The organism is Methylobacterium planeticum (assembly GCF_008806345.1).
GTDB classification, from domain to species: Bacteria; Pseudomonadota; Alphaproteobacteria; order Rhizobiales; family Beijerinckiaceae; genus Methylobacterium; species Methylobacterium planeticum.
In genome coordinates this window covers 43,578-57,254 of sequence record NZ_VZZJ01000031.1, presented here as the reverse complement: position 1 = coordinate 57,254, position 13,677 = coordinate 43,578, and the positions used below count along the sequence as shown (strand labels likewise).

The window sequence follows — 13,677 nt, the reverse complement described above, 5'->3', positions numbered from 1 at the left end:
CGTACCCAGCTTGCGAAGGGGTCCCAATTGCACGCCGATCCGGGGTCCCGTTCCAAAGCTTTTTGACATCCGCGATCAGGGAGCGTAGGTCCAATAGATCGGCTTCGACGTCCCGACGACACGTCCCTTCGCGTCCAGGGGATCACGCTCGATGTCCTCGCCGAGAACTTCGTTGAAAAAGTCGTCGGGGAAGACTGCCGGCTTGACCCGGACCAACCGATCGTCGGCTTCCTTTACCGTCACGTTCTGCAGCCTCTGCAGGGTCAGGAAACGGATGCGCCCCTCGTTAGCGGACGCGGGATCCGTCCGGTCATCGAGATTCGTCCAGACCGGGTCCGCCCCGACGCTCGCATCGAAGACACGCATGGGGAGCTCGCGTAGGCGATCGAACGCGTCATGCACATAGCGGGTCACGACGGCGGCGAGGCCGAACGCAACCTGAGCCCCGGCGGCGGTCGGGACAAGCGGGAGTATCTCCTTGAGCGGCGCCGATGCCGGGCCTGGTCCATCGAGCCTGTAGCGCGGCCGCCATCCGGGCCCGATGGTCACGGCAATGTCTTCGCACCGCACCTCTCGCACCTCATCGGTCCCGTCGATCACGACGCGCACGCGTGAGAACTGCTGGGCGAACTGGCACCAGACGGCCGGCGAGAAGGCGGACAGACGGACCGGACGAACCTTCACGTCCGTCTTCGGCCTCGGCTCGAATTGGATGCCGACGGCATCCAGCGGAGCCACCTCTACGACACCGGACAAGGGCAGGCATGCGATCGTGATCCAAGTGTTCTCGTGCTCGCGCACCAAGCCCTCCCCTTCACGCTGGATGAGCACGCGCAAGGCGAGGTCGAGAATCGGCTTGATCCGCGTGAGGCCGTCCGACGGGCGCTCACGCGGCGAGACGACGAGTCTGAAACGAAACGAGCTTCCTTCGGAAAGCGGCGCAATCCAGGTACCACTGCCGCCGAGGGTGGGGCCGAGCCTCACCGACAACCTATCGTCAGTCCTGGCCCAATCCACGGCAAGCTGCGATGCGCTCGCCTCCACGGTCGGAAGGGGACCGACACGGAGTACCAACCCGCCCTCGTCCGGCGGTGCGTCGACATCGAGCGCCAAGCCTTCGTGGACCGTTCCGAGCGCACGCCAGGGGGGGCGCCCCGGAGGAGCGGGCCTGCTCGCGACAGGATAGATGCTGCTTGCGTCACCCGCGACGGGCTCGGCTTCCAGCAACTCGGGATCCTCAAGGCGGCGGAAGCGCAGCTTTGCCATCATCCAGTCCGGCGCGGGACGCTCGGGGCTGACGACGCTGACGACGCAGCCCGAATGATTGAAGCGGGGCGCTTCCGCCTCCAAATCGTAGGTATAGCCGAGCGGACCGTCGATCCGGAGCGGGACCGGGCTTCCGTCGTGACCGCGCGCGCTAAGGACCGGGTCGGGCCCGATCTGGGGCCAGTAGCGCTGGGCAGGGCCGCCATATTCTTCCGGGATGGGATGACGGACGTAGTCGATCACCGCGTCGATCCCGTCGCCGATATGCGCGTTCGCGAACATGCCCTCCGCGAAGATGGCGAGGAGCGGCGGAACCGCCGTCTCGCTCATGAAGGGCTCCGTGAGCGGAAGCACGAGTGACAGTGGGGGCCGGGTCGGCACGCGTCCGGTGGGCCGGTCGAGCAGCGGGAGCAATGCCCAATCCGCCCGGGCCCTGGAAGGGGCGCGATGGCTGAATCGCGTAAGACCCGAGGCCTCGGGCCGCATGGCAGCGTAACGGCTCGTGAACCGCAGGCCGAACCGCCAGAGGTTGGCGCCGCCGCGATAGCCGAGATTCTTCTCGATGAGCGGGGAGCGCGTGGGCAGCGGCTCCCGCGAGAGATGGATGCGTCCGAGTTCGGCCTTCAGGACGATCCCGATGTCGTCGTCCCGTCGGCCGCTGAACAGGAGCCGGGTCGTGTCTTCGTCCACGTTGCCACAAGACGTGATCAAGGCCCTTTGGGGATGCGGGCGGCCCCTCCAAGTCCAGAGCTGGCTGAACAGGCCGACCCGATTGACGTAACGGAACAGCCGGTAGGCCTCGGCGTCGGTCGGACCAAGTGCCTGCCAGTTGAGCCTCACGAATGCGGCGTCATCCGTGAGTTCCTCCATTCCGCGACGCGCATGAATGGCGATCAGGTTGTGGCCGACCCGCTCGACGTCCGGCATTTCGTCGGTCGCGATCTCAAGGGTCAGGGACAGCGGAGCGCCGAGCCTGTATCCTGTCGTCCCGACGACGACCTTTCGAAGGGCATGCCGAACGGGTGCCGCGATCCGGTCAGCCGAGCGGCGGCCGGGGGCGATCGCTGGCTGTTCCTCCGGGACCGCGCCGTAGATCCGCAGTTCATAGATGCAGCCCGCGACGACCGTGACCGCATTTGGCGTCACCGTGGCCGCACCTCGCTTCACCACCTTGATCTCGACGTCGGTCCCGTTGCCACGCGAGGCGATGATGTCGGTGACGGTTTCCCGATTCGATCCGCCGAGGATCGTGACAGGATGGACGGTGGCGCCGGGGAAAATCTCGACGAGCTCGAACGCCAGGGCGACGACGGCGGGATCGTCGATCGTCATGTCGACCTGGTCGCCCGAAGAGCGCACCCGGGTCTGATGGCCGTGTTCCGCGTCCAGGCGCCCCCTGATCTCATGGGACAATGCCCAGTTGATCCATTGCGCATAGGTGCCGAAATCCGTGGCGGGCCTCCTGAGCCGCAGTTTGGCGGTCGGAAGGTTGCCTGGACCGATGCCGTCCAGGACCGCGACCGTGCGCTTCCGGTGGGCGACCTCGGGAGCGAGTTGGGGAAAGGCATCGAGGATCACGAGGTCCTCGGCCCGGGGCGGACTCGCGGGCGCATCGGGACCGCCTTGCCTGCTGCCGAACGCGACCGTCGGTGGCACCACATCGATCTCGGCGCTCGCTTGAAGCGCGACCGCGAAGGTGCCCCATCTGTCCAGGCTCTCCGCCGGCAGGCCACGAACAAGGTCATAGGAAGATGGTTCGTCCGCCATCAGGTCTGTTCGCGCGGCTTCGCGAAAAATCCCGATGCCGTGCGGCCCGACGGCGATCCTCAATCCCGCGGTCCCCAGCGGCCAGTCCGAGTTGTCGATCGAGATTTCGCAAAGGGGCGTGAGAAGGAACGCATTCTCAGCCACGCTTCCGACGATGCGAAGCGTCAGCCGGACGCCGGCGGCAAGCCCCACGCCTCCCAGATCGACCTGCAGGGCCCTCCGCGCCGGATCGGATGAGGCGAACTCGAGCGTCCCTTTAAGCGCCTCGAGGTCCATGTAGAACCGCGCTTCCTCATCAGCCGGTAGTGTGACCAGTGCGGGACGGATGGGCAGTTCGCCGGCGAGTGGCGTCACTTCCCCGGGCACGCCGAGGCTCGTCGAGGCCTTCGCGTCGAGACGCGGTGCGCCGATTGCGGCCGTGCGCAGGCAGGCAACCTGACGAATGGTGTCCCGGGTCTCGGCGTCGAGCGCGTCGTGCTCGATCTCGAAGGACTCCCCGGTTCCGACCCACCTAGGGCGTACCGGATCGAGGGGATCCCGCCGCAGGACGATCGGCAACGTCCCACCGTGCCCGATCAGGTACGGAAGCACGAAGAAGGCCTTGCCGAAGGACAAGGGCGGCAAGGCTCCGCCGGGAAGGCTTCGATCGCCGACCTGCAGCGCCCTCGGGAAGGCGTAGGCCTCCGGGCGGCGATAGGCCTGTAGGACGGCATCCTCGCTGTGCGAGACGTCGGCCGGCATCTCGCCGACCAGCGACCGGCTGTCGTAGACGAGGCTGGCGGCCCGCACGCCGCCGACCTCTGCGACCTGCATCGGGACCGGATCGACCCGGCGCGCCCAGTTGCCTGCGTCGAGCCGCTCCCGCCTACCGCCCGGCGCGGCCGGCACATGCAGGTCGGCGGCGTTGAGACTCCACCAACGGCTCCGGCTAGCGTCCGACCCATCCGGCAGCGCGGCGTCGAGCCGGTTCGCGCGCCCGATCAACGCTCCCACGCCGGCGAAGCGGCCCCAAAGATCATCTCCGACGGCGAAGGGCTGAACCTGGTCGATGGGCAGGACGATCGGTGCGGCGCGGGGTGTGATCCGCCCGCCGGCGCGCGTGATCGGCACGATGGAGCCGGCGCGGGACATGGCATCCGCGGCTGCCCGGAGGACGAGCTTCCCGAACAGGTCCACGACCGGGTCGGGCACCATGCCCTCTCCGCCCAGGGCAGCGATGGCGCGGTCCCGCAGATCGTCGTAGAGCGGTCCGACCAAGGCTGCGAAGCTTTTGACGACGCGATCGCGCGGATCTGCGTCGGCCATGCCGGAATCCGCACCCGACACGACATGCGGAAGGTAGGGCCCCGCGAATGCCCTGGCGATGGCGAGCCGCAGTGCGCCGGTCGTGACCCCCTTGTCGAGGTATGGGCGCAACGTATCCTCGATTTCCCCCGGGAGCGGGACCGATACGTCCGCAAAGGCGCCTTGGGTCGCGCGAACTCGGATCGTGGACCGCTCCGACCGGATCCGGGGAGCGTCCTCGCGGGGAGCGTGGTCGATGGCGCGACCGCCCTGCTCCGCACCGAGAACCAAGAGAGTCTCTGTCCCGTCTGGAACAAGAGTCAGGATCACGTCGACCGGCCGGGCCGCGTCGACGGGGCGCGGATCCCTCCCGCCCAAGGACAAGCCGTCCGCGTTTACGACGATCGAGACGGTGATCTCAGCGAGAGGCTGCGCCGCGACCTCGGGCGATCCGGGTACGCGTACCGCGACAGCGAGCGTCGAAGGGATCGCGGCATCGGCGAGGACCATCCGGACGCGGATCGAGGTGACGTCCGGCAGATGGGCCAGGTCGAGCTGAGGCCGCAAGCGCATGGCGAACCTGTTCGCGGCGTCTGGCGTCCACTCCACCTCCCTGTCGACGGCGATCCACCGGTCCGTCATCTCGGGCAGAGGCCGCTGCGACCGACCTTCCGGCTCCGACAGCCAACGGGCCAACAGCCAGGCCCGGAACGCGTCCTCCGTGTCGACAGGGCGAGTGTTACTGGCCTTGTCCTGTTTCCCTCCCTCATCGATCTCGTCCGCCGATGCGCCGACGAGTGCCGCAAGGGCGCCTCGCGAGCGCAGGCGGAACGTATCGGGCGCGGGCGCGTCCGGACGCCCGTCGCCGACCATGAGAGCCCCCTCCCGATCGCTCAGGGCCACGAGGACGGCGTGCATGGTCGCCGCGGCCGCAGCAACTCCAGGATCGTTCGGTGTTCCCGCTTGCGGGATAAGCGGAAGGAGCGAGGCCGGGGCCGCGACAAGCGGGGCCGAGGCGGTGGCGGGCGCCATGACCCGCCACGCAACCGTATCGATCAGACGAAGGAGTAGGGCGCGGCACGACCTGTCGCGCAAGACTTCGAGGGGGGCAGCTTCGGGACTCGTCGGATCGGCGCTCACCGCCCTGTGTATGATGGCGTCGAGCGCGGACAGGAGGCGCGGCGTCGGGTCGAGCGCTTCCGCGAAACGGTCGGGAAGCGCCGCCATCCAGTCCTCGTCGGCGGCGGCGGTCCAATCCTCCTGCCCGTCTCCGCGCCCCCTCGCAATCGTGAAGGCGGCTGTATCAAGTATCTGTGCGCTGGCCTTCTCGGGCGGGCGGGCACTGCGCACCTGAGCCGCCGCGTCCGGATGGGTGCCCGCAGCGGCCATGGATCGGTAGGGAATGTCCCAGGCGCCCGGTATGATCGTCCCATTGGCGTCACGGCCTGGGGTGAGCGCGTCCCCGTCGGCGATGGCAGGTTCAAGCCGGTAGGCTTCGCCGGCCGGGCCGAAGACCGGCAAGGCGAGGATCTCGCGCCGGTCGTCACCTGTAGAATGCGGTAGGTTCAAGCAAGACCAGACCTTGAAGGTGGCGGGATAGGGCGCCGGCAGCGCAGTCAGTCCCTCGACGAAGCCGAATAGCGTCGTACCCGCGACTTCACCCTGAGGGACCTCGAAGCGGCTCGGCTCGCCGATATCGTCGACGCGCCGCTCGGTTGCCGCCCATAGCCTGTCACCGCTGTCGAGGCGCTGAAGCCGGACGGGCGCGGCATCGGCGAGCGACGAGGCCTTGCCCCCCTCGACGGCGAAAACCTTCCAGGCTTCGGGTGCGTCGGGATCCCAGAAGCTGCCCGCGCCATCACTCCACCGCCAGGGGATCAGGTGGGCGCGGTCGGCCTCGGTGGCACGGTCAATGCCGTCGGGACGGATCGCGGCGCTCACCCTGACGCCCACCTGGCGATGGGTCGGCGTATCGGGCAGGCGGTCGACCTGGACGTGCAGGCTGATCGTGCGAGCCATGGATGCCCCCGCTCCGTCACTCGTAGGCTTCGGAGTAGGAACCGTCCGTGCCTTCACTACGCCCGGCGAAGACGTACTGCACGCGTTCCGATACCGAGAGCGTGAGGAACATGCTGACCCTCACCCGGATCGACAGCGTGCCGGACCCGATCATGTTGGCGCCGTCGTAGGCAACCTCGAGCAAGAGGTTGATCGAGGCGGTGATCAGGCCGGCGACGTCGACGTTGCCGCGAGCCAGGATGAAGACGCGGATCGTCGTGGCGGAGCCGCCGCCGGTCCGCCAGAGGAGTTGGACCGAGCAGCCCACCTGGAGCCAGACGCCGCCCGAAACGACGCCGAAGGAGAAGCCCAGGCCGACCCCTGCCAGGATGCCGATCTCGAGGCTGAAGGCGAGCAGCGGCGCCGGCCGCGCCGTGGGTAGAAATGACAGGCGCGAGGTGAGGAATCCGCCGCCGTTGAGGATCCAGACGTTCAGGGTGAACGGTGCCGTCTTGGTGGCGAGGAACAGTTCCGTGAACAGCTCGAAATCCGGAGCCGCTGCGATGCCGAACAGCACATGGAGCGATAGGTCGGAGATGCCGAAGGCGCCGGTCTGGATCGGCGGGATCGGCATGGTGAGAGACGCCGCGACACCCGCCGGCATGCCGCCGCGTAGAAAGGGGGTCACTTGTAGCCCACCCTTCTGCTTCGTGGCCTTCATGAAGTCGGTCAGGAACTTCAATGCATCCGCGAGTTCGACCCGGTCGGGCTGAATGCGAAAATCGAGTCGACCGGTTTCGTCGAAAAGAAGCCCTGTACGACGGAAAGTGAGGACGGTCTGGCCGCCCGCCATGACTCGCCAGTCGCCCGCGATGCGACCCGACATCCGACGCTCGCTGCCGTCGCGGCCGGCCGAGAGCCGCGCGGTCGATGTGAAGCGCGCGTCGTCGATCACGATCTTGACCGGGCCGTACTCGAGGAGGGTCGCCGCGTCGCCGAAAGGGATGTCGACGTCCGCCTCGAGCCAAGCTCTCAGTTCGGACTTGTCGTAGCCGTGCCGGATCTTGATCGCATCGGAATCGGGCAGGTCCGGGAAGGTGAGATTCTTGAACAGGCCATCGAGCTTGAGTCCGGCGAAATCGGGCAGAAGCCGCGAGACGTCGAGGTTGCGCAACTTGTCGGGAACGAGTTGGTCGGCGAGGCTTGAGGCAGGTAGGCGGACGCCAAAGGATTGCAGCAGCTTGTCGGCGGCCTCGGCGGCCGCCTCGGCCGCTGCGGCGGTGTCTGCGGCCCGGTTGATCAGGGCAACCGCCGGGGTCATGTCCACGAGCTTGTTCGCTTCCCTGAACAGGTAGGCGACCTCGGAACGGTTGAAGCCGAGACGGTCCGTCTTGGGCGGATCGCCGATCGCCCGGATCAGGCGGAGCGTGTCCGATCCCTGCTGGAACATGCGCGTGCCGTGGTCCGCCAGCTCGACAGGGTCCGCGCCGAGGGCGTCCCGAACGCCTTCCTGGATCGATCCGGCAAACTCCCGAGCCCGGCGCTCGACGTCGCCGGCGAGCTGCGCGACCCGCCGCTCCGCTTCGCGCCTGATCTCGCCCGCGCGCTTCCTGACGTCGTCGAGGTCGCCCTCGACCCGGTCGATCAACGCGTGAAGCTCGTGCCTCAAGTCTTCGCGATAGCCCGCGACATCGAGGTTCTCCTTGATCCAGTCCGCGGCCTTGCCAGCCGTCTTGCCAATCTCGTCCGCGAAGCCCTCGAACGTGGCGCAGGTCGCGTCCAGTGCCGGGACCAGCTTAGTGGCGAGCTCGGCCCGCACGGCCGTCTGCGCCGCGCGCAGGATGCTGGCCGAGATCGCCCCGACATCGCCGATGGCCGCGTCGAGGTCGGCACGGGCCGACCTGACCCTGTCCACGACCTCCCGCATCTTCTCCAGCAAGGGATCGCGCGGCTGCGTCGGGTCGATCGCCGTGATTGCGTTCCGCAACGGGGGCAGTGCCGTCCTGAGTGCCGCGCAGCCTTCGGCGACCACCATGCCGGCGCTGTCCAGGATGCCGTTGGTCAGACCTTCGATCTCGCGGAGGGCGGACCCGTCCGCCGTGGTGGCGAGCGCCTCGATGCGCGTTCGAAGGGCGTCCAGGAATGCCGAGAGCTTGCCCTTGGCCTCATCGATGGCCTGTGCAAGCCGTGCCCGGTCGGCATCGATGGCGACCGCGACGGCGGCGAGCGCCCGGTCGCCGCGGTCCAGGGTTTCGCCTGCGAGGACCAGGATGCGTCGCGCGACTGCGGGCGCACGGCCCGCGTCGACCTTCGCCAAGGCGTTGCGCGCCACCTCGATGTGCCCTCGGGCCACCTCCGCCGCTGCCTTGGCGCTGTCGAGCGGCTGTGACGCATCCTTGAGCACGGCCGAGGCAAGTTCGAGTTGCTCCCGCACCTCGCCGATCCCGCCCTGCAGATCGCCCTCGGCTTGGTCGATCCCTCCTGCGATCTGGTCGGCGATGCCACGCACGTCCGCCTGCGCGCGGGCGCGCTTGTCCTGCACGCTCCGCTCGATATCGTCGACGAGCGCGGCCAGTCCGTCGACGCCCGCCAGCAGGGCCTCCTTCAGCTCTCCCGCCTGCCTGTCGAGCACGTCCTCTGTGCCCACTAGGAAGGCTTGGGCCCGGCTCTCGATCGCCTGGAGCGGCTCCTTCATCGCGCCGACCGCGCCGGCGATCGCCGCCTCGCCCATTCGCCCGAATCGGTCGAGCTGCACCTCGACTTGCATGCGCACGCGGCCCTTGAGGGCCTCGCAGGCGTCGCCGAGCCTGAATTCCGGGATGGCGCGCAGGTCCGCGACCGCGTCGCCCACGCCCCTCTCCAGGTTCTCGACGAAGCTGTCTTCGAGCAGGCGGTCGACCGCGGCTTTCGCCTCTCCCTTCCAATGCCCTAGATCGCTCGCCCGATCGAGCTCGACGGTAGCAGCCGCAACTTGAGCGGCGGCGGCCCCTGCAGAGCGGTCGATCTCGCCGCGTGCACGAACGGTCGCCTCCGCCAGGGCCGTCCCCAGCCGTATGGCGCGCGTGAAATCGTCGTCCTTGGGCTTGATTTCCAGCGGAAGCGCGCGGCCGAGGGTGACATTGCGCAGGAGGGCGACCGGCCCATCCTCCTGTCGGCCATGGGTCAGCGCGGCCGCCTGCTTGGATTCCGAGAGACCAATGGTGAGCCGCTCGTATCCCGGCACATGTCTCGGCTCCGGGGGCTGGAGCGCATCGACGAGGTCGGCGTTGACCGGCTCGCGCTTTGGTCTTGCCGGAAGCGGCACGTCGACAAAATCGATGTCACGCACGGGGCGCCAGGCGTCGGTGTCGTCGCCTTCCCCCTTGAGCGTCGACGTGTAGAAGGCGAGCTTTTGAGGTTCGTCGATCTCGAGAGCGATCTCGCCGCCGCCCTCGCCGGCTACGAGAAAGCGAATCTGCGGCTTGGGATAGACGAAGGCGGGGTCGTCGGGGTTATCGGGCTCATTCTGAGATCCGGCGAAACGGGTGTTCCAGAGGGGAACCTGCCAGCCCTCGCGTCCGATGTCGCCGCCCCAGCGCGAGTCCACCCGGATGCGCTGGGTCCGGAAGTCGACACCGATCAGGCACCCGGCTGCCGAGACCGCGTTGCCGCTCTCCGGGTAGCGCCGGATTGGCTGGAGGATCTCGACGTATTCCTCCACCTTGCGCAGGATTGGGCGACCCAGAAGCTCGTCTTGCTCCCGTTCGACCGCGCCGGTTGGACCGACGTGGTAGAACTGCGTCGAGGGCACCACCGTCCGTTCGTAGATGATGACGTGCTTGGCTCGATTCCAAAGCGCACCGATCCGCCCGATCCGTTCGAGCTTGCAGCGGTGGACGCGACCCATGCCGGTCTCGGTCTCGATTGCCTGCCGGCGCTCATCGAAGAGCGCGCGCTGTCCACCCCAGGCGCCAAGTGCCGAGAGGTGAAGGTTCTGGATTCGCCCGCCGTCGGAGTCCGGGACTCCGTACACGGTCCTCAGGATGGCGGCCGATTCGAAGGCCCAGGACACGCCCCCGGGAAATGCCGTCTCGTCGTCCTCGTTCGCGGAGAACGCGGACGCGATGTCGGGGTGCAGGTCGCCAGGAAGGCCACCGGGAACCGGCCAGCGCAAGGGAGTGATCGGCCCGTGGTGTGTCGTGACCTCGGCGCCTGTCTCGTCGATTGTCTTGCGCTTGAAGGTTCGGCGCAGGCGAAACGTGATGCCTGCTTCCAGCGTGAGATCGCCGTCCGCGCGATCCTGCCAGAGCTTGTCGACGGCGAGCCGACGGCTCTCGAGGGCACGGAGGCGACGGAAGGCGCTGAGGTAAAGGCGGGCAGGCGCGTCGTCGGCGCCAGCCTGCTCGGCCGGCAGGCTCGCCGGCGCACCGATGGTGGCGCCGATCTCCGCCACCCGGACGCCGGCGTCCGGCCGCGCGCGCGCAATCAGCCCATAGGCGAGTTCAAGGCGTAGGTCCCGCAATCCGCTGCCCGGCGCCCGCTGCCCCGGCCAGCCCATCAAGCGGCGCAGGTTCCAGCCAGGCTCCACGTAGCGTGTGTCGAAATATGACGGATCGAGCGTCAGGACCGTGGCCGAGCCGAAGCGGGCAGCGGCCGGCACTTGCTCGTTCACGTCGGGGGGCAACCCCTGTACCGTCAGCCCGCCGTGCGGGTCCGCGGGGGCGGGCGGACCGATGTTTTTCTCCATGGCCTCGCCCAGCACCTGCGGCGGCAGCAGGAGGTGGACCGCCTCGCGCTCGTTGGCGAGGCGCCACGACAACCCGTTCTCACCCCCTGCATTCCAGACGGCGATCTCGTTGGAGCCGTCTGTCTGAAGCGCGGCGAACCGGCCGTAAGCGACGGCCGCGACCCGCAGCGGACGCGGGTCAAGGATGACGACACGTCCGTCGGGCTCCTTCGATTCGTTTCCGGCTCCTTCCTTGAATGCGCGCACCGCAAGGCCAAGCGTATGGTTGGCGTGGCGGGTAACGGTCTCGTCGGCGACGAGATGGTAGCGAGCGGTATCGCTTGGGGCAGCTGGGCCGACCGGAAACAGGAGGGGAGCATCCGGATCGGGATGACCTGACAATGCAAGAGGATCGCCTGCCCTCTGGTCAGCCTTGATCCGTGCATCGTCAGGCAAGTCGTCCTGCGCGCCGGGCTCGAGCCCGGCGAGCGGAAGCTTCAGCACCGCATCGATACCGGCCCGGCGCGCCGTGGGATCCCGCGCATCCGCGGCTAGCCGCAGGAGGCGAAAAAGACCCGTCTGGTCGGCGGGTGTACCAACCTCACCGACGATGTCCGCTGCCCCATGCGGGTTGAGCCCGCTGCGCTGCCTGAAGTCAGGAGCGAACCGCAGGCGCAGGGCGCCGATCTGGCAGAGGGGGGTGCGCGACCCCGAGACGGTCAATGCGATGACGCGGACGGAGAAGGTGGTTCCCGTCGGCGCTTCCGACGGATCCAGTTCAGAAATGGCGGGCTGCCAGCTAGGCGCATCCGTGCAGAGCGCCGGCTTGTCGGCGCGCGGGTTCGCCCTGAGCGGCGCAGAGATCGCGACGCTCAGGGCAGCCCGGTCTCTCCCAAGCAGCGCGACCCGCGACAGCTGTCCCGTTCCACGGGCCTCGAGGCTGCCCGAGACCCCATGCCCGAGCCACATGTCGGGAATGAAGCGTGGCTCAAGCGTTCTGAACGTCGCGACGACGTCGCCCCTGGCACTGAAGGCCCGCCGCGCTGGCGCAACATCGATGAGGAAGCCGACGTGGTGCCAGGGGAGAGCCGGGCCGTCACCCGTGAGAAGCGGAAGGAACGAGAGCGGGCCAGCGTCGCGGACCTCTCTCAGGGAGCGATGAACTCCGGCGACGGCTGCACGGCTAGCCTCCAGGATTTTCGGCGTGACCCGGTCGTTCGGTGTGGTTCCGAGACGGTCCGCCCGGGCAGTCAGCACCCAGGCGCTGCGCGTGCTTGGTTCGAGCGAGTCATTCACCGTGCCGCGCGGCTGCTCCTGTGCCAGGATGTAGCCTGGGTCGTCCGCCGGAAAGGCAAAGCCCGGTGGCACGGTGGGCTCCAGGATGCCCGATTGCAAAGCCTGCCCTATGGCGGCGAACGTCGTCTCAAGCCGTAGGATAAGCCTGACGACGCGCTTTTCCTTCATCTCCGCGGCCCGGAATCCAAGCTCGCGGGTCACGTGGTGGCGACGGTCTCGAGGCAGGCCGAGGGCGGCGCCGGCCGGGATGTAATTCGCCAGGGCAGCGGGATCGTTGCCGCTCCTCACGGCTTGCTTGTAAGCTCGCCGCTCGCGCCCGTACGAGGCCTCGTCGGAGGGCAGGAAGCCGCTCAGGTCCGCGTCCTTGATGAGGCTGCTGAAGACGCGATTGGGCCCCGCGTCGTTCCCGCCATGCCCTACGCTGAACCCGATGCGCAGACGGTCAAACTGGGCGCCGCCCGCAGCCCAATGTCCATCCATGTTCCAGAGACTACGAGGCGTCTTGTCGCTCGCCAGCTTTGGGCGGACGGCAAGGAGCCGCAGGAAGCCGAGCGTGTCGTTGGCCTCGTCGGCGGTCTCCGTATGGCTGCTCAGATCCGAGTTGTGCCCGTTGAGGGCGAGGCGAACCTGTCCCATGACGGCGAAGCCGTCGAGCAAGCCAGGATCGTCCTCCGGGTTCGCACGATTGCGGAACAGGATGACGCGAGAGCCGAGATGGACGAAGGCGGACCTCTCCGGCACCGGTGACGGCGGTGTGGGCTCTGGCGAAGACGGATTGGGCTCGTCGTGGCAGGTGTCCAGGGCGGCCAACGGCACGACCCGCGACCGACCGGGCTGATCGTCCCGTCGGTAGAAGATGAGTCGTGCGACGCTCCGGAACGGGAGGGCGAAGTCGATCCGCGCACGTTCCCCTGCGTCAGCTGGATCTGCCGCATTCAGGAACCTGCGGATGTGGGTGCCCGCGTCATCGAGCACGTCCTCGCGCTCGTTCGGGCGCAGGAGGCCGGTTTCCATATCCGGGTCGATGTAGAATCGCGGGCCGTAGGCTTGAAGATTCGCCGGCGCATCCAATGGATGTCGCGCGTCCGCGAGAAGCTGCTTCAGGTCGCCCAGATCGAAGATGACGTAGCGCCAGCGGGTGTCGTCGCCAAACGTGCCTATGACTAAAACGTGGCACCGCGAACCGGCTTTCTCGCCGCCGCGAACCGCCATCAGTGCGATCCGCCCGCCTTCCTGAGGCGTCGTCTGCATTGGCAGCTCCCGTCTCGGTAAGAACATTGGCAGCGTTGCACGCCGGCGGAGACTTGACAATTGCCGACATGCGAAAACTACTCAATATGGCCGTCGCTACATGGCGCCCG

General features: G+C 67.9%; 2 protein-coding genes. Both read right to left on the bottom strand.

What is annotated here, in order from left to right; all coding sequences use genetic code 11:
• Positions 1 to 75: 75 nt before the first annotated feature.
• A complete protein-coding gene (locus tag F6X51_RS23650) occupies positions 76 to 6,336 on the bottom strand; it encodes a hypothetical protein (RefSeq protein WP_150966130.1) in 6,261 nt (2,086 codons plus the stop codon).
• A 16-nt stretch (positions 6,337 to 6,352) separates the two neighbouring features.
• Complete coding sequence (locus F6X51_RS23645; protein ID WP_150966129.1) at positions 6,353 to 13,567, bottom strand: hypothetical protein; 7,215 nt, start codon at positions 13,565 to 13,567, stop codon at positions 6,353 to 6,355.
• Positions 13,568 to 13,677: the final 110 nt, after the last annotated feature.

Coding starts and splice junctions, on each gene's coding strand:
- F6X51_RS23650 (WP_150966130.1), bottom strand. CDS start 6,336: ATGGCTCGCACGATCAGCCTGCACGTCCAGGTCGACCGCCTGCCCGAT.
- F6X51_RS23645 (WP_150966129.1), bottom strand. CDS start 13,567: ATGCAGACGACGCCTCAGGAAGGCGGGCGGATCGCACTGATGGCGGTT.